Source organism: uncultured Parabacteroides sp. (assembly GCF_905196875.1).
Lineage (GTDB): Bacteria > Bacteroidota > Bacteroidia > Bacteroidales > Tannerellaceae > Parabacteroides.
Window position 1 is genome coordinate 1 of record NZ_CAJJWO010000060.1, and the last position, 24128, is coordinate 24128.

General features: G+C 43.5%; 18 protein-coding genes. 16 read left to right on the top strand and 2 right to left on the bottom strand.

Translation table 11 applies throughout. The features are described from left to right. Positions 1-560 precede the first annotated feature (560 nt). On the top strand, positions 561-1355 hold the full coding sequence (locus tag QZ076_RS16670) for a DUF6261 family protein (RefSeq protein WP_293714916.1): 795 nt from the start codon (positions 561-563) through the stop codon (positions 1353-1355). Positions 1356-1707: 352 nt separating this feature from the next. Here the strand turns inward: QZ076_RS16670 and QZ076_RS16675 are convergent, their stop codons facing one another. After that, positions 1708-2541, bottom strand: a complete 834-nt coding sequence (locus QZ076_RS16675; protein ID WP_293714918.1) for an OmpA family protein — start codon at positions 2539-2541, stop codon at positions 1708-1710. A gap of 95 nt (positions 2542-2636) precedes the next feature. On the opposite strand from QZ076_RS16675, the gene nrfH reads away from it, so the two are divergent. From nrfH to QZ076_RS16720, 9 genes are all read left to right on the top strand, one after another. After that, a complete protein-coding gene (gene nrfH / locus QZ076_RS16680) occupies positions 2637-3224 on the top strand; it encodes a cytochrome c nitrite reductase small subunit (RefSeq protein WP_293714920.1) in 588 nt (195 codons plus the stop codon). Between the two features lie 25 nt (positions 3225-3249). Further along, entirely contained in the window at positions 3250-4734 is a 1485-nt protein-coding gene (gene nrfA / locus QZ076_RS16685) for an ammonia-forming cytochrome c nitrite reductase (RefSeq protein ID WP_293714922.1), read from the top strand. Between the two features lie 2 nt (positions 4735-4736). Further along, a complete protein-coding gene (locus tag QZ076_RS16690; RefSeq protein ID WP_293714924.1) occupies positions 4737-6008 on the top strand; it encodes a cytochrome c biogenesis protein ResB in 1272 nt (423 codons plus the stop codon). A 2-nt stretch (positions 6009-6010) separates the two neighbouring features. Continuing rightward, complete coding sequence (ccsA, locus tag QZ076_RS16695; RefSeq protein ID WP_293714927.1) at positions 6011-6802, top strand: cytochrome c biogenesis protein CcsA; 792 nt, start codon at positions 6011-6013, stop codon at positions 6800-6802. A 12-nt stretch (positions 6803-6814) separates the two neighbouring features. Then, complete coding sequence (locus QZ076_RS16700) at positions 6815-8128, top strand: alginate export family protein (protein ID WP_293714930.1); 1314 nt, start codon at positions 6815-6817, stop codon at positions 8126-8128. 63 nt (positions 8129-8191) lie between these two features. After that, positions 8192-8857 carry a Crp/Fnr family transcriptional regulator gene (locus QZ076_RS16705; RefSeq protein WP_293714932.1) on the top strand — a complete coding sequence of 222 codons (666 nt, stop codon included), beginning with the start codon at positions 8192-8194 and terminating at the stop codon, positions 8855-8857. A gap of 79 nt (positions 8858-8936) precedes the next feature. After that, complete coding sequence (locus QZ076_RS16710) at positions 8937-10277, top strand: sigma-54 dependent transcriptional regulator (protein ID WP_293714935.1); 1341 nt, start codon at positions 8937-8939, stop codon at positions 10275-10277. Positions 10278-10298: 21 nt separating this feature from the next. Then, the gene (locus QZ076_RS16715; RefSeq protein WP_293714938.1) at positions 10299-14261 is read left to right on the top strand and encodes a hybrid sensor histidine kinase/response regulator transcription factor; all 3963 of its coding nucleotides are present in this window, start codon (positions 10299-10301) and stop codon (positions 14259-14261) included. A 184-nt stretch (positions 14262-14445) separates the two neighbouring features. Beyond that, positions 14446-16476, top strand: a complete 2031-nt coding sequence (locus tag QZ076_RS16720) for a hypothetical protein (protein WP_293714941.1) — start codon at positions 14446-14448, stop codon at positions 16474-16476. Positions 16477-16573: 97 nt separating this feature from the next. Here the strand turns inward: QZ076_RS16720 and QZ076_RS16725 are convergent, their stop codons facing one another. Then, positions 16574-17242 carry a chloramphenicol acetyltransferase gene (locus QZ076_RS16725; protein ID WP_293714943.1) on the bottom strand — a complete coding sequence of 223 codons (669 nt, stop codon included), beginning with the start codon at positions 17240-17242 and terminating at the stop codon, positions 16574-16576. A 465-nt stretch (positions 17243-17707) separates the two neighbouring features. Here QZ076_RS16725 and QZ076_RS22010 point away from each other — a divergent pair, with 465 nt between their 5' ends. From QZ076_RS22010 to QZ076_RS16750, 6 genes are all read left to right on the top strand, one after another. Further along, positions 17708-17788 carry a potassium-transporting ATPase subunit F gene (locus QZ076_RS22010; protein ID WP_365326079.1) on the top strand — a complete coding sequence of 27 codons (81 nt, stop codon included), beginning with the start codon at positions 17708-17710 and terminating at the stop codon, positions 17786-17788. A 21-nt stretch (positions 17789-17809) separates the two neighbouring features. After that, positions 17810-19519 (top strand): potassium-transporting ATPase subunit KdpA, encoded by a 1710-nt coding sequence (gene kdpA / locus QZ076_RS16730; RefSeq protein ID WP_293714946.1) that lies wholly within the window; start codon positions 17810-17812, stop codon positions 19517-19519. A gap of 27 nt (positions 19520-19546) precedes the next feature. Further along, positions 19547-21589 carry a potassium-transporting ATPase subunit KdpB gene (gene kdpB, locus QZ076_RS16735; protein ID WP_293714949.1) on the top strand — a complete coding sequence of 681 codons (2043 nt, stop codon included), beginning with the start codon at positions 19547-19549 and terminating at the stop codon, positions 21587-21589. 21 nt (positions 21590-21610) lie between these two features. Further along, positions 21611-22189, top strand: a complete 579-nt coding sequence (locus tag QZ076_RS16740; RefSeq protein ID WP_293714951.1) for a K(+)-transporting ATPase subunit C — start codon at positions 21611-21613, stop codon at positions 22187-22189. A 114-nt stretch (positions 22190-22303) separates the two neighbouring features. Beyond that, positions 22304-22993, top strand: coding sequence for a TorF family putative porin (locus tag QZ076_RS16745; RefSeq protein WP_293714969.1), 690 nt, complete (start codon positions 22304-22306; stop codon positions 22991-22993). Positions 22994-23006: 13 nt separating this feature from the next. Beyond that, positions 23007-24128 carry a sensor protein KdpD gene (locus tag QZ076_RS16750; RefSeq protein ID WP_293714954.1) on the top strand — a complete coding sequence of 374 codons (1122 nt, stop codon included), beginning with the start codon at positions 23007-23009 and terminating at the stop codon, positions 24126-24128.

Genomic DNA, 24128 nt, shown 5'->3' on the forward strand with positions numbered 1-24128 from the left:
TGACTAAAAAAAACGACCGTTTTTACTCGCCATTTTTTCACTGGCCAGATAAAGACAATTTAACGATTTGCTGATGCTAATAAATAACATAAACAAACCCAAAAGAGCACAAAAACAAATATTCCTTCGCTTTGCAAATCCCACTGCAACCCTAAGTCAATATTCGCCGAAGTTCTATGGTCAGAAGTTTCGCATTGATAATCCGTCGAAAAAATCGATCGATGAAATTCGCTTATCCCGAAAATACTCACCAAACCTCTACGGATATGCAAATTTTATTGTGAAATATTCATCGTATGCCTATGGAGAAGCTAAAAACATATTTTTGCAACTCCGTAGATATATGGAATATGTTCAACGGCATTTTTTACCTTTCCGTAGGCCTACGGAATATGTTAAACAGCATTTTTCACCTCTCCGTAGATGTACGAAATGGCCAATTTAATCTTTTTTGCTACTTCGTATCCCTACGACGGCAATTTTTACCAAAACTAGTTGAACCGTAATATTACGGGGAAACATATATAACCAATTTTATTCATCTAAAAAAGAATACAATTATGGCTAAGATTCAGTCTTTCCCGAAATCACGTTTAAGAAACGGCGAATTATTAGATGCAGCAAAAGCAATCGTTCTGAAAATGAATAATACCGACGGAGTCGTTGAGCCGGTTAAATCGTTTTTCGATATTTTTAGTACCTGTACGGACGATTATGCATACAGCATCGTCAAACGTTCTGTAAATGAATATACAGCAGAAGTCAAGAGATTGAAAAATGAGAATATAGATAACCGGAGCGTCATTTTCCGCGTTATAGACGGTTACAAAAAATCACGTATCGACGAAAAACGCAGGGCGGCAATTTCTTTGTGGGCAGCAGGCAGCGGTTTTAGAAAATGCCGTAATCTCTCAATCGAAAATCTGATGCAGGATACCGATCTTTTCATTCAACTGCTTGAATCAGATATCTATAAAGAAAAAGTATCGCTGCTTGGACTTACCGACCAGTTGGCCTCCCTTAAAACAATTAATACCGAAAGTGCGGAATTTGTCAATAAAAAGATTACACAGGCCGGATTAAGGAACCGTCCCCGCAAGCCGGAACTAACCCGTATAGATCTCTGCAAGGCATACGAGGAATTGGTGGACGAACTGAATTCTTACACTCGCCGCAATGGTAATGACAAATATTTCGACCTTTTTATCTGGTGGAACGCCATGATTGACGAATACCGTATCAAACTATCCGATCGTTACGGCAAGAATGCCGGCGGTAAACTCGACAGTGGTAAGAGCAACACCCCATTTCCCGGAGACAGTGGCGGTGATGACGATCGTCCCGTGATAGAATGAGCCGGTTCATTGCTGCCATAACTGCGAGCGCTTTTTCAAAAGACATAGTGAATGCAGTCGGGAACGGTATGAATAACCATCCGTCGAAACCGATCGATATAAAGGTTCTGTGAAGATCCTGAATACATATCTGCGCTAAAAAACGGAAATCCTAAGGCGATAGGATCCTGGATTATCCGTTCCCTGCCTCTTGCCAAAACCTTTTTCTCTACAACACAAAGAGGCAGGGGGCGCAGATTTTTTCTTTAACTCTCAAAAGTCAAGAATAGGATAGGAGAGTCTTTCACTGTAGCAGCGAAGCCGGTGCAGCCTTGATCTTTTAGTTACTATTCTGTCAAGAGAAAAGTAACACCTACTGTAAAATTTGATAGAGCTTGTCCAGCTTCGGAGCCATAATAATCTCCGTACGGCGGTTCTTGCTGCGTCCGTCAGCCGATTCATTGTCGGCGACAGGCATATATTCGCCCCGTCCGCTAGGCTGTATCTGCAACGGATTCACTCCGTAATCCTTCGTCAGAATACGAACAACCGATGTCGCACGTATCACGCTCAAATCCCAGTTATCCTTGAACTGTGCCGTATTGATCGGCTTGCTGTCCGTATGTCCTTCGATATATACATCTATATCCGTCTGTTTGTTGAGGACTTCCGCCAACTTCGCTAGTGCCTCCTTGCCGCGCTTGTCCACGCGGGCGCTACCCGATTCGAATAATAACTTATCCGACATTGCAACGTACACTTTGCCATCCTTCTCCGTAATGGTCAACTCATCACTGCTGAAACCCAACAATGCATCCTTTACACTGCTCAATAACCGCTGTACCTTTTCATTCTGAGCATTGATCATATCCTGCAGTTCGTTGATCGTCCGTTCCCGTTCATTCAACTCCTCCATTTTCTGGCTGAGCAGGCTGTTCAATTTCTCCTGCTGTGTCATGTTTGAGTTCAGCATCGTCTGGTAATTGCGGATATTACTACCCAACCGTGCCGTATCCCGTTGCAGTGAGGCCAACCGCTCATTCAGTTTGTCACCAGCATCTTTGCAGTCGACAAGCTGTTCCTGCAAAGCATTCCCGCGGCCGATGGCTTCCAGCCGCCCGTTTTCAGCCTCTAAGTATTTCTTTTTCGTTACACATGATGTGCAAATCAGCAGTGCGGAGACTGCTATGAATATCAACTTTCTCATTTGACAAATAATTTTTGTGCAATGTAATATATATTACACTTTACTTGTATCCGAATTAAGATATTTGCGAAGAATTAAACTATAATTAAGGCTGTATGAAGATAAAAGAGATCATAAACACGATTCTTCCCACGAAACGACACAAGCTGTTTGCTATTATCGCCGGAGGAGCAATTTGTGGTTTGGGCTTTTATACATTTTATGTATCGAGGGCCTGGAGTTACTTGTCCGATGAGCCGTCTACTTGTGTGAACTGCCATATCATGGGGCCTTACTATGCCACCTGGAGTCATAGCTCGCATAGCCGGAACGCCACTTGTAACGATTGCCATGTACCACACGAAAATGCCGCGAAAAAATGGTTCTTCAAGGGGATGGACGGCATGCGTCACGCTTCCGTATTCATGATGCGTGGGGAACCGCAGGTAATTAAGGCGATAGACGAAAGCGCGGAAGTGATAATGAACAATTGTATCCGTTGCCACACACAACTGAATACGGAATTTGTAAACACCGGCCGTATCGATCACGAAATGGCTATGGCCGGCGAAGGAAAAGCCTGCTGGGATTGTCACCGGGAAGTGCCTCACGGAGGGCTTAACAGTCTCTCGTCGACTCCGTCGGCAATTGTTCCTTACCCGAAAACCAATACGCCTGAATGGCTGAAAGATATGCTGAAGTAAAACGAATAAATAAAAATCAACGAATATGGAAAAGAGACTTAAATCATGGCAAGGCTGGTTATTGTTCGCCGGAACAATGATAGTCGTTTTTGTACTGGGCGTGCTGGCCGCTTCGATCAATGAACGGAGGGCGGAGATCGCCAGTGTTATGAATAATAAGAAGGTAGAGATCACAGGTATCGAGTCGGTCAATGAAAAGTTCCAACCGAATTATCCGCGCGAATACGAGACATGGACGCAAACGATGGATACGTCCTTCCAGAGTAAATACAACGGTAACCAGGCAGTCGATGTACTGGCTGCACGCCCCGAAATGGTAATCTTATGGGCCGGATATGCTTTCTCCAAGGACTATTCTTCTCCCCGCGGACACATGCATGCGATCGACGATATGCGTCATACACTGCGTGTAGGTTCTCCGATGACACCCGACGAAGGCCCTCAACCGGCAACTTGCTGGACTTGTAAGAGCCCGGACGTTCCTCGTATGATGCAGGCCGTAGGTGTGGATAATTTCTATAAGGCGAAATGGGCTGCTATGGGTGACGAGATCGTGAATCCGATCGGTTGTGCTGATTGCCACGAACCGACTACAATGAACCTGCAGATCAGCCGTCCGGCTTTGATCGAGGCTTTCCAGCGCCAGGGACGCGATATAAGCAAGGCGACCCAGCAGGAAATGCGCTCGTTGGTTTGTGCACAGTGCCACGTGGAATATTATTTCAAGGGCGATGGTAAATATCTGACTTTCCCCTGGGATAAAGGTTTCACGGTGGAAGATATGGAAGCTTATTACGATGAGTCCGACTTTGCCGATTATACGCATAAACTGAGCAAAGCACCGATCCTGAAGGCGCAGCATCCTGATTACGAACTGTCGATGATGGGTATCCACGGACAGCGTGGTGTTTCCTGTGCCGATTGTCACATGCCGTACAAGAGCGAAGGCGGTGTGAAATACAGCGACCATCATATCATGAGCCCGCTGGCAATGATAGACCGCACTTGTCAGGTCTGCCACCGCGAAAGTGAAGAGACTTTGCGCAACAACGTTTATGAACGCCAGAACAAGGCAAACGAAATGCGTAACCGTCTGGAAGCAGAACTGGCCAAAGCGCATATCGAAGCGAAGTTTGCCTGGGACAAGGGGGCTACGGATGCACAAATGGCTCCTGTATTGCAGCTAATCCGTCAGGCTCAATGGCGTTGGGACTTCGGAGTGGCTTCTCATGGTGCTTCTTTCCATGCTCCGCAAGAAATACAGCGTATTCTGGGCAATGGTCTGGATAAGACTATGCAGGCTCGCCTGGCAGTTTCCAAAGTATTGGCTAAATTGGGTTATACGGATGAAGTTCCGATGCCGGACATCTCGACAAAAGATAAAGCACAACAGTATATCGGTTTGGATATCGCTTCCGAACGTCAGGCAAAAGAAAAGTTCCTGAACACTGTCGTGCCTGAATGGATCAAAGAAGCAAAAGCAAACAAACGTTTAGCAGACAAGATCTGATTATGTGGAAGCAACCGTGGGGATATACCGAAGGGTGGGTTATTTGTATCGGCCTGTTTATTACCGGTGTCGTTCTGCAACTGACGACCGGGAAGGTGGATGCGACGCTTTTCCAGTATCCTCTCAATGCCTTAGCTGGTGGAGTGTACTTGTTTCTTTTGATAATGATTTATGCCGTGAGCCGTAAAGCCGTTGCCTTGCAATGGTTTTACAGTCTGACGGCGAGTATTACGTCTTTGACGGCCTGGATGGTTTTGGTTATCATCATGGGACTGACCCGGCAGATGGCTCCTTCCGCAACGGTTACTCACGGAGGGCTACTGTCAGGGTTGGGTTTCATGCAAATGACGGTTTCATGGCCTTTTATGTTACTGTTCCTTTATTTCCTGTCCGTATTGGGATTGGTCACGATCCGTAAGATAAGCCGTTTCTGCTGGAAAGATACGCCCTTTATATTAAATCATGCCGGCCTCTTCATCACTCTGTTGGCTGCTATCCTCGGTAACGGTGACCTGCAACGTCTCCGCATGACAGCCTCCCTCGATGGTCCCGAATGGCGAGCTATCGACGAAACCGGTGAAATGGTGGAACTTCCTCTGGCTATCGAACTGAAGTCATTTACGATCGACGAATACCCTCCCAAACTATTAGCGATAGATAATACGACAGGTAAAGCCTTGCCGGAAAACACCCCGGAAAACGTATTAGTGGAAAATGCTCCCCTCTCCGGCAGTTTGCTCGATTGGGATATTGAAGTCACCCATTCGTTACCGCTGGCAGCTTGTGTACGTAGTATCGATACCTTAAACTTTGTCGCTTTCCACTCCGAAGGTGCTACTACTGCTTTAATGGTAAAAGCCCGGAATAGGATAGACGGAACGGAGAATAGTGGGTGGGTCAGCTGTGGCAGTTTCATGTTTCCGTATGTTTCTCTACCCTTAAGTGATTCTGTAAGCCTGGTGATGCCGGAACGCGAGCCCAAACGTTTTGCTTCCGAAGTTACCGTTTATACTAAAAGCGGGGAACAGACAGATGCACTTATCGAAGTGAACAAGCCGCTAAGTATGGAAGGGTGGAAAATCTATCAGCTTAGTTATGACGAAACAAAAGGAAAATGGAGTCGTATCAGTATTTTTGAACTGGTTAGGGACCCATGGCTTCCAGTCGTATATATCGGTATCCTGATGATGTTGCTTGGTTCTGTCTGTCTCTTTGTTTTAGCTCCCGGCAACAAGCAGGGGAAAACAGCCGCTAACGATACAAAAACTGTGTGATTATGGAATGGAGTCATTTTATATATTTCGCTTTGCCTGCCGTGGCTTGCTGGTCGATAGGGGCAGCGATGGCATATCGTCCGAATAGATCCGGGCTGGTGCTTCTATGGACAATCCTGGGGCTGGTAATCTTTATGACATTTATTGTCGGAATGTGGTTGTCGCTCGAACGTCCACCGCTTCGTACAATGGGGGAGACGCGCTTATGGTATTCTTTCTTTCTGCCGGTTGCCGGAATCATAACGTATATACGTTGGCGGTATAAATGGATTTTATCGTTTAGTACGGTTTTGTCATTCGTCTTTATCTGTATCAATGTCTTTAAACCGGAGATACATAACAAGACGTTGATGCCTGCTTTGCAAAGTCCGTGGTTTGCTCCGCACGTTATTGTCTATATGTTTGCGTATGCAATGCTGGGGGCTGCGACTGTCGTTGCCATTTATTTATTGGTTCGTTCAAGGAAGACTGTAATTGATCCGAATGTGATGAACCTGTGTGATAATCTGGTGTATGTAGGAACCGCTTTCCTTACTATCGGAATGCTCTTCGGGGCGCTCTGGGCCAAAGAGGCTTGGGGGCATTACTGGGGCTGGGACCCGAAAGAAACATGGGCTGCTGCTACGTGGCTGGGAAATCTATTATACATTCATTTCCGGCTTCATCGGCACACGCGATATAAGGCGGCTCTCGGGTTATTGGTGTTTGCATTTCTTCTCCTGCAGGTATGTTGGTTCGGTGTGAATTATCTGCCGTCGGCACAGGGAAACAGTGTGCATGTTTATACAACTTAAAACATAATTGATATGAAAAAACGGATGATTGTATTTTCCGGATTACTATTATTAGGTTCGGTGTGGATGAAGGCTGATGAAAATGGAACAGCTAAAGATAAGGAGAACACATTCTCCATGAGTGCCCAGATACGTCCACGGGCAGAATATCGGAATGGAGTCTTATTCCCTCGTAGTGAAGGGGCGGAAGCAGCAGGGTTTATCAATAATCGTGCCCGTCTGTCGATGAATTATGAACGCGAACGCTTGTCGATCGGTCTTTCCGCACAACATGTCGGCGTATGGGGACAAGATCCTCAGATCGATAAGAATGGACGTTTTATATTGAATGAAGCTTGGGCTCAGCTTGATTTTGGTTACGGTATTTTTGCAAAACTGGGCCGCCAATCATTGATTTATGACGACGAACGCATTCTGGGAGGATTAGACTGGAACGTTGCTGGCCGTTATCATGATGCATTGAAACTGGGATATGAAAATAAACAGAACAAACTTCATTTGATTCTGGCCTTCAATCAGAATGATGAGAAAACGATCGGCGGAACTTACTATAACCCAGGTGCCCAACCTTATAAGAACATGCAGACCTTATGGTATCAACACGTTTGCAGCAAAGCATTCAACGCTTCTTTTATGTTCATGAACTTAGGGCTGGAAGCGGGCAATCCGGAAACCCAAAAGTCTGATACTAAATACATGCAGTTGCTAGGTACAAATCTATATTATACACCGGGCGACTGGACTTTTGCCGGAACACTCTATTATGAATTCGGAAAAAATAAAGCTGACCGTGAGGTCTCAGCCTTCCTTTGGGCATTAAATGCTGCTTATAAGATCGACTCTCATTGGAGTGTTGGCGTTGGAAGTGACTATCTGAGCGGTGAAAGCAATACGTCGGGAGCTGATAGTAAATACAAAGCTTTCGACCCGTTGTATGGAACTCATCATAAATTCTATGGTGCAATGGACTATTTCTATGCATCCGGTTTTATAAATGGACTTAATCCGGGTCTGTGGGATAATCAAATAAAAGCAGCCTTTAAAGCTTCTCCAAAAGTAAACTTATCACTGGCTTATCATTATTTTTCAATTACCAGCGATATTCTAACAGATCATGAAGTGAAGTTGGATCGTGGTCTGGGTTCTGAAATCGATCTTCAGGTAGACTGGCAGATCATGAAAGATGTCAAACTATCCGCCGGATATTCAACAATGTTCGGTACTTCAACTATGGAAATTGTAAAAGGTGGCAGTAAGGGCAGTTGGCAAGACTGGGGTTGGCTGTCGTTAAACATAAACCCATGCATATTTATGGCGAAATGGTGATTTGTCAGTGTCGGAAATGTTCTTAACTTTGTGTAAACATTTCCGACACTAAATCGATACTGAATGAACATAACCGATATCTTTAAAATACCGCTTTTCAGGAACTTTACGCAGAAGATGCAGGAAGACTTCCTTGAAAATCTTGAGTATACGCTGGAAAATTACCCAAAAGGAAAAACTATTATCCATCAGGGATCTCCCTGCCAGGCCATACATGTATTGCTGGAAGGCAAACTGAACGTTGATGTTGTCGATGTGTCCGGAGTGGAAGTCCGGGTAGAGGTGATCCAAGCCCCACGAACCTTTGCAACACCGCATGTCTTTTCTGAAAAGAATCTATTTCCTGCCACATTCTCTGTGGAGGAAGACGTCGTACTGATGAAGATAGCCAAAGACTCTTTTTTTAAGATGATGCATTCAATGCCTCTATTGCTCCATAACTTTCTATGTGTAAGCACGAGTTGTAATAAATGTACTATGACTCGTCTTCGTGTATTGTCTTTCCGTGGAATCCGTAGCCGCTATATTTATTATTTATTGGATCACCTGAAAGAGGGAGAAGATGTAGTGGATATGGAACACAATCAGGTACAGTTAGCTGAATATTTCGGTGTAACGCGGCCGGCTCTATCCAAAGAAATAGGCAAACTGGTCGATAGTAACTTTATCAGTATTTCCCGTGGAAAAGTAAAAATATTGAATAAACAAGCCTTGATCAGTCTGCTTTAGATTTCATATTATATATATAGCTTTCTTGCAGAAACGAATAATATTGTACATTTGCCGTTGTTTTCAGAAACCAAGCGAGATGGGAAAAGTATTGATCATTGACGACGAGAAACAGATTTTAAATTTATTGTCACGTATTATTGAACTAGAGGGGTACGAAGTCCTTCAGGCTTCCTGTTGCAAAGCAGGATTAAAACAACTGGAACAGTATAGTCCGGAAGTCGTATTATGTGACGTTCGACTACCCGACGGGAGTGGTGTGGAGTTGGTTACAGAATTGAAGAAGTTGCGCCCTCTTTCCGAAGTAATCTTATTGACTGCACACGGAAATATACCGGATGGCGTGCAAGCCATAAAGAACGGAGCTTTTGATTATATAACTAAAGGTGACGACAATAATAAAATTCTTCCTTTGATCGCTAAGGCAACGGAAAAAGCAATGGCTGCCTATTGTCTGGCAAAAGTCTCAAAATCCACTGTAGGTCAACAGTATTCGTTTAATACAATTGTAGGAAAGTCTCCGGCTATTCTGGAAGCGATTGCATTGGCCCAAAAAGTGGCTCAGACCAATGTTCCCGTTTTGCTGACTGGTGAAACAGGTACTGGTAAAGAAGTCTTTGCACAATCCATCCATCAGGCTAGCAGTCGACAAGGGAAAGCGTTTGTGGCAATCAACTGTTCGTCTTTCAGTCGTGATTTATTGGAGAGTGAAATGTTTGGCCATAAAGCAGGAGCATTTACCGGCGCTGTGAAGGATACAAAAGGGTTATTTGAAGAAGCGAACAACGGAACGATCTTTTTGGATGAAATAGGAGAAATGGCTTTCGATTTGCAGGCGAAGTTACTGCGTATACTCGAAACCGGTGAGTTTATAAAAATAGGAGATACGCGTCCTATCAAAGTAAATGTACGTATAATAGCAGCTACCAACCGGGATTTGTCAAAGGAGATTGCCGAAGGACATTTCCGTGAAGATTTATTCTATCGTTTGTCTGTATTTCAGATTCACCTGCCACCACTCCGTGAACGTATTGAAGACATACCACTTCATATAAAATCGTTTGTAGATTCTCTTTCAACGAAAATGGGAAAAGCGATTCAAACGATTTCGCCGGAATATATTAATATCCTGAAGCAACACAGCTGGAAAGGTAATGTGCGCGAACTTCGCAACGTAGTGGAACGCAGTTTGATTATCGCCGATGGCAATATGCTAACTCCCGACTCTCTCCCGTTGAATTTGCAACATTCTGAAATCACAAGCACCGGCTCTTATTCCGGTTTCGACCTGAGTGGAGTTGAAAAAGTGCATATCCAAAAGGTTTTAAAATACACAAATGGCAACAAAACCGAAACATCCCGTCTGTTGGGAATTGGTCTGACAACTTTGTATCGTAAGATAGAAGAATACAAATTGTAAATTTAATTCCAATATGATATTATGAGGATATCTTCTGTTTTAAAGCTGATTTTTTATATTTGTATTCTGTGTGTTTTTACTCTTCATGCCCAGAACAATATAAACTATTACTTTAAAACATTAGATATAAAGGATGGTCTTTCACAAAATACAGTGAATGCTATTTTACAGGATAAGCAGGGTTTTTTGTGGTTTGGAACTAAAGACGGCTTAAATCGTTTTGATGGTTTGTCTTTTCGTATCTTCAAGAAGGAAGAGTCTGATCTGGGAAATAATTTTATAACGGCACTTTATGAAGATAAGGAGGGTTCTATTTGGGTGGGAACCGATGCCGGTGTATTTGTATATGATCCGGTATTGGAGGCTTTTACTCATTTTGATGTAATAAGCGATACTGGGAATATCATTGAACGGGCAGTGACGATGATTACGGAGGATGAGAATAATGCAATCTGGATTTCCGTCGATTATCAAGGCTTGTTCTGTTACAGCCATAAACAACTGATAAATTACCTTCAAAAGGATAAACATGATAATAAGCTGCCTAATGTAACCCGTTTCTGGTTTAATGGAAACACTTGTTGGGTTGGTTTATACGACGATAACCTATATTATACAGATAATAATTTTAAAACGGAGCTTAGACCTTTTAAAGATACAGATGGTAATGAACCGTTTAAGGGAGATATAATTAATACCCAGGTGGTTGGTCCTCATAACTGTATATATGTCGGTTCTTCTAATGGATTGACAGAGATAAATATGACAACAGGTAAAGTACGTCGCCTATTATCATATTATGTTCGGGATTTAGAGTTCAAATCGGATAGGGAATTGTGGATAGGGACAGAGTCTGGTTTATATATTTATGATCTGGAGAATGAAACTGAAATTCATTTGGCTGCATCTGAAGAGAATGATACTTATGCTTTAGCTGACAATGCGATTTATTCTTTATGTCGCGATAATGAGGGAGGAATGTGGATTGGCTCTTATTTTGGTGGAGTCAATTATTATCCTTATCAGCGAACTTATTTTGAAAAGTTTTATCCACGGGAAGGTCTAAGGACATTTGGACGTCGTGTTCGGGAGTTTTGTAGAAGCGATGATGGTTCTTTATGGATTGGAACGGAAGATAAGGGATTGTTTAATTTCGATCCGGCAACAGGATCTATACAACCGTTTCTACATCCTTTGATTTGTAATAATATCCATGGTCTATGTCTGGATGGCGATTACTTATGGGTAGGAACCTTTTCCGGTGGTTTAAATCGTATAAACCTGAAAACGAAGCAGCTCAAACATTATCAAAAAGGAACTGAAGAATACTCATTGAATGCAAATAATATTTTTTCTATTTGTAGAGCTACTACCGGCAATTTATGGATCGGTACTACCTCTGGGTTATTAAAATACAATCGAACGACAGACTATTTCACACGTATCCCCGAATTAACCAATGTGTTTGTTTATAAGATCCTGGAAGATTTTCATGGAAACTTATGGTTGGCTACTTATTCAAATGGTGTTTTCCGTTACGATATCAATCGGAAAGAATGGAAGAATTTTATAAATAACAGTGCTGATACAACATCTTTACCATATGACAAGGTTATCGATATTTATGAAGATAGCCAGAAACGTTTATGGTTTATGACTCAGGGAGCAGGTTTTTGTTATTTCAATCCGCAAACGGAAAACTTTACCCGTTATGATATGTCGAAAGGCTTTCCCTGCAATATTATCTATAAGATGCTGGAAGATAATCAGGGGAATTTGTGGTTAACAACCAATAATGGACTGATCTGTTTTAATCCGGATACAAATTATATGCGGACTTATACTACATCGAACGGTTTGCTAAGCAACCAGTTCAATTACCAGTCCGGTTATAAAGATGAGAAAGGACATCTTTATTTCGGTAGTATAAATGGATTTATAACATTTAACCCGACAACATTTGCTGAGAATAAAATAATTCCACCGGTTGTTATTACAGATTTCTTTTTGTTTAATAAGCGGCTACCTGTAAACCGTGATGCTTCTCCTTTAGAAAAAAGTATCACTTGTTTGGAAAAGATTGAGCTGGATGCTGACCAGAATTCATTCTCGTTTCATGTGGCGGCATTGAGCTATCAGGCTCCTGAAATGAACCAATTGCATTATAAATTGGACGGATTTGATAAAGGGTGGTACACGGTGGAACGGAATGCATTAATCAATTATTCGAATTTACCTTATGGAACTTATACGTTTAGACTGAAAGGTTCGAATAGTGACGGCTTGTGGAATGAAACTGAGCGTGTTTTAAAGATTCATATATCACCTCCTTTTTATTTATCAACTTGGGCGTACCTATTATATTTGTTGTTGTTCTTTTTTTCTGTCGCAGGAATTATCTGTTATTTCAGGAAGAGGAATCGACAGAAGCATCAGCAAGCTATGGAAAAGTTTGAGCGGGAAAAGGAACGGGAGTTATATACTGCCAAGATCGACTTTTTCACGAATGTAGCCCATGAGATTCGTACGCCTTTGACATTAATAAAAAGTCCGTTAGAAAATGTCTTATTCTCTCCGAATGTATCTAGTGAGATCCGTGATGATCTGGAAATTATGGACTTGAACACAAATCGCCTGTTGGATCTGGTCAATCAGCTGCTTGATTTTAGGAAAACAGAAACTCAAGGGTTTAAACTGAACTTTGTCGATTGTAATGTCTCGGATATTTTGCAGCAAACTTATACTCGTTTTACTCCTTTGGCCCGTCAGAAAGGATTGGTATTTACAATCGATAGTCCCGATAAACTATATGCTTCGGTAGATCGTGAAGGATTGACGAAAATAATAAGCAATTTGCTCACAAATGCGGTAAAATATGCCGATACGTATATTCACGTTAAGTTGTCGGAGAATGAAACAGATAGAATATTTGTTTTATCTGTTTGTAATGATGGTGATGTAATCCCTGAGGAAATGCGGGAAAAGATTTTTGAGCCCTTTGTTCAATACAAAGACGGAATATCCCGTATAGCGTCAGGTACAGGTATTGGCTTGGCTTTGGCACGTTCATTGGCTGAGTTCCATGATGGGACATTACGTATGGATAATTCTGCGGAGCATAACTGTTTTCTTTTGACTTTACCGGCCAATCAGAAGCAAACGATTGCTATATTAAATAATGACTTGGAAAATAAAGATTCTTCAAGCGATGATCTTCTTCCAACTGACAAACAAAACCGTTACACTGTATTAATAATAGAAGATAACCAGGAGATGTTGTCGTTTGTTACAAAACAATTATCTTCTACATACTCAGTGTTAACAGCGTCTAATGGAGCGGAGGCCTTGAATATTCTAGAAAACAATGTTGTTAGTCTGATTGTCTCAGATATAATGATGCCGGAAATGGATGGTCTGGAGCTATGTGATCATATCAAATCCAATTTGAGTTACAGTCATATCCCTATTATTCTATTGACGGCAAAGATTACTATGCAATCGAAAATAGAAGGTCTGAAATCTGGTGCGGATGCTTATATAGATAAACCTTTTTCTGTGGAATATCTGAAAGTATGCATCTCTAACCTGCTGTTAAATAGGGAGAAGCTGCATACCGCATTTGCCCAGTCTCCGTTTGTTCAGATAAATACGATGGCGATGACAAAGGCAGACGAAGCTTTTCTAAAGTCTTTGAATGATATTGTTCTCGCTAATCTGCAAAATCCGGACTTTAGCTTGGATGATATGGCCGGTTTGTTGAACATGAGCCGTTCAAGCCTGAACCGTAAGATAAAAGGATTATTGGATATGACTCCTAATGATTATATCCGTTTGGAACGATTGAAAAAAGCAGCTCAATTATTGAAGGAGGGAGAATGTAAAGTGAACGAGATATGCTATATGGTAGGCTTCAATACCCCCTCTTATTTCGCCAAGTGTTTCCAGAAACAGTTTGGTATTCTACCTAAGGATTTTGTGAAATAACTACCTCTATAACCCTTTCTGGGGCGGTTTTGATTATATAATTGCATTAATTGGTAAGATTGTTGCAGTTCTTTTTAATAGATAGAAATACATTTGTAACCGAAAGTTTCAGGCAGAATACTAATACCATGCAAAGAGAAATATATTTTCAAAAAACTGTATTATAACTTTTATAAATATAATTATGAAGATTAAAAATCTAACCTATTGCCTACTGCTCCTGATCGGCACGATCAGTGGAGGGGCGGTGAATTACTCACCGGAAAATGTGAAAGCGTCTATTTTTCTCAAAGTCCCCGGAAATGATGCTGAACAATATCCGTTGACTTTACAGAAGTTACAAAATAACTATTTCGATTACCAACTGCTTCCGGCTGGTAAACTTCCGCTTTCTATCTATCAGAAAGTAGAGAATAAGGATGGAAAACAACAAATAACAGTTTGTATCACTGCATTTGAAGATATTTGGTTTAACTATGCAGAACAGATCAAGACAGGGTTCAACCACGACGACTGTCAGTTCTATCTCCCGGGGTTCTGGTATCGTCGTAACCTGCGTTCACCGGAGAAAGCGCCTTCTTTCCATACATCCGATAGTTGGATCGTACGAGAAGACCGTCTGAGTACACCTCTCACAGCCATCTTCGATGCCCGTAACCAGAAAACGATCTCTGTTATTCGTCTCGATGATTTCGAAACAGATGCTCTGACGACTCATAAAGAAGGTGAAGTGATCCTTTCCGGAAATACATCGATTGGTTTCACCGGTTTTGAAAATGTATCGGGAATAGCTTCCCTCTCTTTCGGTTTCCCGTACCGGGAAGCACCGAAAACATACATTCGTAAATTGACCCTTGCCCCTGAAATAGAAGCTTTCCAGCTGCTTCGTAAAGGCGAAAGCATCTCGTTGACCTGGGAAGTAAACGAATTTGCTGCTTCCGACTTTTCCGAATGCGTTCGCCAGGCTTGGGAATACAGTTTCGACACCAACTGTCCGCAACCGGTGGAGACTGCCTATTCTCCCGAAAAAATGAAAGAGGTAATGAGTAATTTCTTTGTAGAAAGCTATGTGAGCGATAAGCCGACACATTATTATTCCGGCGTGCATATGGAAACTGCTACCTGCAAGAATACCGGAACTGCCGAAGTTGGTTTCGTCGGCCGTACCCTGCTCAACGCATTTAATGCCCTTGAATACGGCGAGCAGCAACAGCGTCCCGAATTGGTTAAAAGCGCTAACGCTATCTTTGACACATACTTGACCAACGGTTTTTCCGATGCTGGATTTTTTAACGAGGTCATCTACTACCAACGCGATGAAGTAGAAGGTACACATAGTATCCGTCGCCAGTCGGAAGGAGTATACGCCGTGCTTTATTATCTTAATTACGAAAGAGAACGGGGTCGTAAGCATCTGCAATGGGAACAACGTATCAAAGGTATGCTGGATAGCTTCCTGCGTTTGCAGAACGAGGACGGTAGCTTCCCTCGTAAATTCAAAGATGATTTCTCCATCGTTGATAAAAGTGGTGGTAGTACGCCATCAGCTACTTTACCATTGGTAATGGCTTCTAAATACTTTAAAGACAAACGTTATCTGGAAGCTGCCAAACGTTCTGTCAATTATCTGGAAAATGAACTGATCTCAAAGTCTGATTATTTCTCTTCTACGTTGGATGCCAATTGCGAAGATAAAGAGGCTTCCCTGTATGCTTCTACGGCTGCTTATTACTTAGCCCTGGCTACCAAAGGATCTGAACGTGCTCATTACGCAGGATTAGCAAAGAAAGCTGCCTACTTTGCCCTGTCATGGTATTATACCTGGGATGTGCCTTTTGCTCCCGGACAAATGTTAGGTGACATAGGGCTGCAAACCCGCGGATGGGGAAATGTTTCTGTCGAAAACAACCATATCGATGTCTTTATTTTCGATTTTGTAGACGTTCTCCATTGGTTATCAAAAGAGTATAAAGAAGATCGCTTCTCCACCTTCGCTGAGGTTATCAGCACCTCCATGCGTCAGTTGTTACCTTACGAAGGACATATGTGTGGGGTTGCCAAAAGGGGATATTATCCGGAAGTTGTACAACATACCAATTGGGATTACGGAAAGAATGGCAAGGGATATTATAATGACATATTTGCTCCCGGATGGACAGTTGCTTCTTTGTGGGAATTGTTCTCTCCGGGAAGAGCGGAAGCCTTTTTAGAATGATCCGGCAATAGGTTTACTGCTGAAAATTTAGATTAAAGGAAGCTGTTTCTAAAGTAAAAATAACTTTTGAAACAGCTTCTCCTTTTTATGCAGACTTTTACTTTAAATATTCTTCCGTTTTCCGGAAAAAGTCGGAGATGTGTGCCCCGTCCACAAAACCATGATGCACATAAATGGCTACCGGCATAACTAACCGGCCTTCCCGTGTCACAGCTTTCCCGACATTCAGTAAGGGATAACTCGAACCGCTCTTTCGTTCCTGTGTATATGTGATCGATGTGAAATAAAGATCAGGTGTTGCACTTACGAGGATAACACTGTATCTGCTGTCTTCCGTCGCTATATTTTCAGATTCGTACGGATTGCCGTCTTCCGGTATTGAGTCGATGATATGGCGGGCTTCCTTGTAAAAGGCATCGAAATCTTCAATCCACGGTATCCTTACTGTAAAGAACTTCCCGTTTTGATGCATGCGTATCGGGCACAATGCATCGACTGTCTCATAACAAACTATCTCCCCGCTGTTTTTTATCCTGAAACGCAGTTCCTTTATTTCATTAGCCGCCCGCAGGATGGCATACAAATAATAGAGAAAGAAGGACTGTCCGTTCTTTTTCGCCCGGTCTTTTGCACCGGCGCACTCCACTTCGGAGGTGATAGATATACTTGGATTTTCAAAGTCACGGAAGAAATTGTAATTGTCTTTCCGTTCCCAGTTCTCAAAATCGATGAGGTGTCCCTTGGGAAAAACAGGTTGCGTATCCATATAAACTAAATATTATTGATAGGCTGCAAAGATAGCCATTTCGCTGGCATGAATAACTTTAAAAAGCAGATCAGGCATTAATCAATATTATTTGGATCTTTTTTACTTTTGATGGATTAGCGAGAATAGTATATTTCAGTATTTTCTTCACCTTTCCATTTTGAAAGATATTATCGTTTTGGAAAGGCTACCTTTTCAAAATGGAAGGGTTGTTGTCAGAGTTGTTTTCTTTCTGTTTTTTTTAAAGTGTTGGATTTCAGTCAATAATGACTTTTGACGTTTTTTTGGCACGCCTTTGGCATATAGAATAGCGAAACGATTAGTATTAACTATTAAATAAACAAAGGTATGTTAGACAACGTATTTGTAGGATTTGGATTTTTATGTGTGGTGGGAGCGGCCTGCTACTGGTTTTTCTTTAAGTGTGTAGATTGGTTTGAAAAGATTTAAGAAAGGAGAGAAAATATGTTTGCAGCTTTATTTATACTCTGCGTAGTGATCTTCGGGTATCTGATGTATGTGTTGATCAAACCCGAGAAGTTTTAATCGTAAATTTAAGGTGAAAAGATGAATACTGAATTAATAGGTAGTATTGCCCAAATCGTATTGATGGTCGTTTTGGCCTACCCGCTGGGGATGTACATTGCGAAGGTATATAAGGAGGAGAAGACTTGGTTGGACTTCATGGCTCCGGTTGAAAGATGGATTTACAAACTCTGCGGTATCGATCCGAAAGAAGAAATGAGTTGGAAAAGCTTCCTGAAAGCACTTCTTACTGTCAATGTTTTCTGGTTTTTCTGGGGGATGATCCTTCTTTGTATACAGGCGTATTTGCCGTTGAATCCGGACGGTAATGCAAACCAGAGCCCCGATCTGGCATTCAATACATGTATCAGTTTTATGGTGAACTGTAACCTGCAACATTATAGCGGCGAAAGCGGGCTGACTTATTTCACGCAGTTGTTTGTTATCATGTTGTTCCAGTTTATTACGGCGGCTACCGGTATGGCGGCACTGGCCGGTATCTTTAAGGCGATGGCGGCAAAAAGTACCGCAACGATCGGTAATTTCTGGAATTATCTGGTGAAAAGCTGTACGCGCATCTTGTTACCAATGTCTTTGATAGTTGGCTTTGTCCTTATCCTGCAAGGTGTCCCGATGGGCTTCGACGGCAAGATGGCGGTGACCACAATGGAAGGCACTGAACAGATGGTTTCGCAAGGGCCTACCGCTGCTATCGTTCCTATTAAACAGTTGGGAACCAATGGGGGAGGTTACTTCGGTGTGAATTCTTCTCATCCGCTGGAAAATCCGACTTACCTTTCTAATATGGTGGAATGTTGGTCGATCCTGATCCTGCCGATGGCGATGATTTTTGCATTGGGCTTCTATCTGAAACGTAAGAAGTTGGGATATACGATTTTCGGTGTGATGCTATTTGCTTACCTGGCAAGCGTGGCGATCAATACATATTATGAAATGAACGGTAACCCGAAGATTACCGAAATGGGTATCGACCAGGCTTGTGGGGCGATGGAAGGTAAGGAAACACGCCTGGGGCCGGCTGCTACCGCGCTCTGGAGTTGTACGACAACGGTTACTTCCAATGGCTCGGTGAATGGTATGCACGACAGTACGATGCCGCTTTCAGGTATGATGGAAATGTTGAATATGCAGATCAATACCTGGTTCGGCGGTGTGGGAGTCGGTTTTATGAACTATTATGCTTTCCTTATTATAGCAGTCTTTATCAGCGGGCTGATGGTTGGACGTACGCCGGAATTTCTCGGAAAGAAAGTGGAGGCGCGTGAAATGAAGATAGCTACGATCGTGGCGCTGGCGCATCCGTTCGTGATCCTGATCTTTACGGCTATTTCAAGTTATATTTTTGTCTATCACCCGGATTTTGTGGAAAGCGAAGGGGGATGGTTGAATAATCCGGGTTTCCACGGTTTCAGTGAGATGCTTTACGAATATACATCCGCTTCAGCCAATAACGGTTCTGGTTTTGAGGGACTGGGGGATAATACATGGTTCTGGAACTTTACGACAGGGTTGGCGCTGATCATTTCTCGTTACCTTCCGATCGTAGGACAAGTGGCTATTGCAGGATTGCTGGCACAAAAGAAATTCATACCTGAGAGTGCAGGTACTTTGAAAACCGACACGGTGACGTTTGGTGTAATGACATTCTGTGTAATTTTTATTGTTGCAGCTTTGTCCTTCTTCCCGACACTGACGTTAGGACCGATTGCCGAATATTTTAGCATTTACTAATTAGCTGATAGTTAAGAAAGAAATAAAATGAAAGAGAATAAATCCGCTTCTTTGTTTCCAAAGGAGCTTGTTATAGAAAGCATGAAACAGTCGTTCGCAAAACTAGACCCGCGTACGATGTTTCGTAATCCGATCATGTTCATTGTAGAGATAGTGACGTTTGTGATGTTGATCGTAACAGTTTGGGCTGTCGTCACCGGAGCGCAAAACCAGGGAACGTTCGGATATAACTTGTTTGTTTTTGTTGTGTTGTTTCTCACCCTGCTCTTTGCCAACTTCGCCGAAGCGATTGCCGAGGCACGTGGCAAAGCCCAGGCGGACAGTTTGCGCAAAACCCGTGAAGAGACACCGGCCAAGTTGATTGGCGCTGGCGGTTCTATCACATCCGTAAGCAGTTCGAAGTTGAAAAAAGGTGATGTCTTTATCTGTGAAGCCGGTGATACGATCCCGTCCGACGGCGAGATCATCGAAGGGCTTGCCTCCATCGACGAAAGTGCCATTACAGGCGAGTCGGCCCCGGTGATCCGTGAAGCGGGTGGCGACAAGAGTTCTGTAACCGGTGGTACGAAGGTGCTTTCCGACCAGATCCGGGTGGTGGTGACCACGCAGCCGGGCGAGAGTTTCCTTGATAAGATGATTGCCCTGGTAGAAGGTGCTTCAAGGAAAAAGACTCCGAATGAGATAGCGTTAACGATCCTGCTGGCGGGTTTTACATTGGTATTCGTGGTTGTTTGCGGTACTTTGAAACCGATGGCCGATTATTCAAATACGCAGATCACGATTGCGGCTTTCATCTCTTTGTTTGTCTGTCTGATCCCGACAACGATCGGCGGTCTGCTGTCGGCGATCGGTATTGCCGGTATGGATCGTGCCTTGCGTGCTAATGTGATTACCAAATCGGGTAAGGCGGTGGAAACGGCTGGTGATATAGATACTTTGTTACTGGATAAAACCGGAACGATAACGATCGGTAACCGTAAGGCAACCCAGTTCTACCCGGTATCCGGTATCGAGGAACAAGCATTCGTACAGGCTTGCCTGTTGGCTTCCCTGTCCGACGAAACGCCTGAAGGAAAATCGATTGTCGAACTGGGACGTGAACGGGGTATCCGTATCCGTGACCTGAGTACTTCGGGTTCGAAGATGATTAAGTTCACCGCGGAAACCAAATGCTCGGGTGTCGACCTGAAAGACGGCATCCGTATCCGTAAAGGGGCTTTTGATGCAATCCGCAGAATGAGTGAGGCTGCCGGGAATAAATATCCGGAAGAGGTAGCCGACCTGGTACAGAAGATTACGAGTAACGGGGGGACGCCGCTGGTGGTTTCGCAGGACGACTTTATTATTGGTGTGATTGAATTGCAGGATATTATCAAACCGGGTATCCAGGAACGTTTCGAACGTCTCCGTAAGATGGGGGTGAAGACGGTAATGGTAACGGGTGATAATCCGCTGACTGCCAAATATATTGCCGAGAAAGCCGGTGTAGACGATTATATCGCCGAAGCCAAGCCGGAAGATAAGATGAACTATATCAAGAAGGAACAGGACAGCGGTAAACTGGTTGCGATGATGGGTGACGGTACGAACGATGCTCCGGCACTGGCCCAGGCAAACGTAGGGGTTGCTATGAACAGCGGTACGCAGGCGGCTAAAGAGGCCGGTAATATGGTGGACCTCGATAATGACCCGACCAAACTGATCGAGATCGTGGAGATCGGTAAGCAGCTCCTGATGACGCGCGGAACGTTGACTACGTTCAGTATAGCGAATGATGTGGCTAAATATTTTGCAATTGTTCCAGCTCTGTTTATGGTGGCTATTCCACAGCTGGATGCACTGAATATCATGCATCTGCATAGTCCTGAAAGTGCGATATTGAGTGCGATCATCTTTAATGCGATCATTATTCCGATCCTGATTCCGCTGGCATTGAAAGGGGTTGCTTATAAGCCGATCGGAGCTTCCGCGTTATTGCGCCGTAACTTGCTGATATACGGAGTAGGCGGTATAGTGGCACCGTTCGTCGGGATCAAGTTGATTGACCTGGTTGTCAGTTTGTTTATGTAATCAATTAAAAGTATAGAAATCATGATATCAAATATAATTAAATCGTTAAAGTTGACAATAGCTTTCTGTGTATTGTTCAGTGTTTGTTACATATTTGTTTTATGGGCTTTTGCTCAGGTTGCCACTCCGAATAGTGGAAACGCCGAAGTGGTGGAATTGAATGGAAAAGTAGTGGGAGCGGCCAATGTAGGCCAATCCTTTACGCAGGATATTTATTTCTGGGGTCGTCCTTCCTGCGCGGGCGACGGATATGATGCTTCCAGTTCCGCAGGTAGTAACAAGGGACCATCCAATGAAGAGTATCTGGCTGACCTTCAGGCGCGCATCGATACCTTCCTCGTACATCATCCGTATCTGAAACGTGAAGAGGTTCCGGCCGAGATTGTTACCGCCAGTGCTTCCGGACTCGATCCGCATATTTCGCCGAAGGCTGCTTACGTACAGGTACAGCGGGTGGCAGCAGCGCGTGGTGTGTCTCCGGAAAGATTGATGGCTATCGTAAATGCCAATGTAGAGAAACCGTTGCTGGGACTTTTCGGAACGGAAAAGGTGAATGTCCTGAAACTGAATGTGGCTGTGGAAAAGGCCCTGGATAAATAATTGATTAAACAAGTTTACTAAAGAAGCAAATAACGATATAACAAGAATATGAAATCGATACTCAAAAAGATGGCCGTTGTGGCAATGATCTTCTCAGTCTCTTCTTTCTCTATAATGCAAGCCCAGGAGAATGAGGCTGGCGTAAAGTTTACGGTACAGGGCGACCTGGTGAGTTCTTATGTATGGCGTGGAATGTATCAGACGAGTGCCAGCTTCCAGCCGACTTTTGGCCTGAGCGTAGGGGGCTTCTCCCTGACTGCCTGGGGTTCGACCGACTTTACCGGTGTAAACGAAAATTCCGGACAGGGCGCTAAAGAGATCGACTTGACAGCGGCTTATACATTCGGAAACTCTGGATTGACATTGTCGGTTGCCGACCTGTGGTGGGCCGGACAGGGAGCCGGAAAGTATTTTAATTTTAAGAGTCATGAAACTGCTCATCATTTTGAAGGTGCTATTGCTTATTCATTGCCGGTAGAAAAGTTTCCTTTATCAATTGCCTGGTACACAATGTTTGCCGGCCTGGATAAGAATAGTCATGATGAGCAGGCATACTCTACGTATGTGGAAATGAATTATCCGTTCAGTGTTAAAATGGTAGATCTGAATGTGACCTGTGGCTTCACTCCCTGGAATGCGCCGCAGTATCTGACAAACAGTTTTGCCGTAACGAACGTGGCGCTCAAAGGAACGACCGCAATAAAGTTCAGCGATTCGTTTTCTTTGCCTATTTTTGCACAAGCCATTTGGAATCCTCGCCTCGAAGATGCTCATTTGGTTTTCGGATTCACTTTGAAACCGTAATATAGATAGTCGGATGGACAGAGAACAGAGTGTACAGCACTTTTTGGACTTACTGAAAAAGTCCCGCCGTGGTAATTTCAAGATCTACATCGGTATGATTGCCGGTGTAGGTAAATCGTACCGTATGCTTCAGGAGGCACACGAGCTGCTTCGTAGTGGTATCGATATACAAATCGGTTATATAGAAACACATGGCAGGCTCGAAACGGAAGCGTTGGTGGAAGGATTGCCCCAGGTCCCGCGCCGGAAATCCTTTTATAAAGGGAAAGAGGTGGAGGAAATGGATTTGCAGGCCATCCTGAGTGTCCATCCTGAAGTAGTCATTGTCGATGAGCTGGCCCATTCCAATGTAGAAGGCAGTAAGAACGAAAAGCGTTGGCAGGATGTAATGGATATCCTTGAGGCCGGCATCAGTGTGATCACGGCTGTCAATATCCAGCATCTGGAAGGGTTGAACGAAGAGGTGCAGGATATAGCCGGAATAGAAGTGAAAGAACGAATTCCGGATAGCGTATTGGAACAGGCCGATGAAGTGGTCAATATCGACCTCACCGCCGACGAACTGGTGAAACGTCTGAAAGCCGGGAAGATATACCGTCCGGAGAAGGTGGAAACCGCTCTGAATAACTTTTTCAAGTCGGAAAATATCCTTCAGCTGCGCGAGCTGGCCTTGAAGGAGGTGGCTTTGAGGGTGGAGAAGAAGGTGGAGAATTCGGTTCCGGTCAATACGGGTGTCCGGCATGAAAAGTTCCTGGCCTGCATCAGCAGTAATGAGCGTACGCCGCGTAAGGTGATCCGGAAAGCGGCCCGTCTGGCTACTCGTTATAATACGAAGTTCTTTGTTTTGTATGTACAGACTCCACGGGAGAGCATTGACCGGATACCGTTGGCCAACCAGCGTTATTTGTCCAATCATTTTAAACTGGCAACAGAGCTGGGGGGAGAAGTGATACAGGTTCAGTCTGAGTCGGTGACGGATAGTATCGTTCAGGTATGTAAGGAAAAAATGATAACGACACTTTGTATCGGTAAGCCTTCCTTTAGTTTGCGTACCCTGTTGTTTTCTTCGTATCGTTACCGGAAATTACTGAATAGTTTGTCGCAGTTGAATATTGATTTAATAATAATCGCATAA

Bases quoted from the DNA above. Each gene is read 5' to 3' on its own strand.
- QZ076_RS16670 (WP_293714916.1), top strand. From the start codon at position 561: ATGGCTAAGATTCAGTCTTTCCCGAAATCACGTTTAAGAAACGGCGAA.
- QZ076_RS16675 (WP_293714918.1), bottom strand. From the start codon at position 2,541: ATGAGAAAGTTGATATTCATAGCAGTCTCCGCACTGCTGATTTGCACA.
- nrfH (WP_293714920.1), top strand. From the start codon at position 2,637: ATGAAGATAAAAGAGATCATAAACACGATTCTTCCCACGAAACGACAC.
- nrfA (WP_293714922.1), top strand. From the start codon at position 3,250: ATGGAAAAGAGACTTAAATCATGGCAAGGCTGGTTATTGTTCGCCGGA.
- QZ076_RS16690 (WP_293714924.1), top strand. From the start codon at position 4,737: ATGTGGAAGCAACCGTGGGGATATACCGAAGGGTGGGTTATTTGTATC.
- ccsA (WP_293714927.1), top strand. From the start codon at position 6,011: ATGGAATGGAGTCATTTTATATATTTCGCTTTGCCTGCCGTGGCTTGC.
- QZ076_RS16700 (WP_293714930.1), top strand. From the start codon at position 6,815: ATGAAAAAACGGATGATTGTATTTTCCGGATTACTATTATTAGGTTCG.
- QZ076_RS16705 (WP_293714932.1), top strand. From the start codon at position 8,192: ATGAACATAACCGATATCTTTAAAATACCGCTTTTCAGGAACTTTACG.
- QZ076_RS16710 (WP_293714935.1), top strand. From the start codon at position 8,937: ATGGGAAAAGTATTGATCATTGACGACGAGAAACAGATTTTAAATTTA.
- QZ076_RS16715 (WP_293714938.1), top strand. From the start codon at position 10,299: ATGAGGATATCTTCTGTTTTAAAGCTGATTTTTTATATTTGTATTCTG.
- QZ076_RS16720 (WP_293714941.1), top strand. From the start codon at position 14,446: ATGAAGATTAAAAATCTAACCTATTGCCTACTGCTCCTGATCGGCACG.
- QZ076_RS16725 (WP_293714943.1), bottom strand. From the start codon at position 17,242: ATGGATACGCAACCTGTTTTTCCCAAGGGACACCTCATCGATTTTGAG.
- QZ076_RS22010 (WP_365326079.1), top strand. From the start codon at position 17,708: ATGTTTGCAGCTTTATTTATACTCTGCGTAGTGATCTTCGGGTATCTG.
- kdpA (WP_293714946.1), top strand. From the start codon at position 17,810: ATGAATACTGAATTAATAGGTAGTATTGCCCAAATCGTATTGATGGTC.
- kdpB (WP_293714949.1), top strand. From the start codon at position 19,547: ATGAAAGAGAATAAATCCGCTTCTTTGTTTCCAAAGGAGCTTGTTATA.
- QZ076_RS16740 (WP_293714951.1), top strand. From the start codon at position 21,611: ATGATATCAAATATAATTAAATCGTTAAAGTTGACAATAGCTTTCTGT.
- QZ076_RS16745 (WP_293714969.1), top strand. From the start codon at position 22,304: ATGCAAGCCCAGGAGAATGAGGCTGGCGTAAAGTTTACGGTACAGGGC.
- QZ076_RS16750 (WP_293714954.1), top strand. From the start codon at position 23,007: ATGGACAGAGAACAGAGTGTACAGCACTTTTTGGACTTACTGAAAAAG.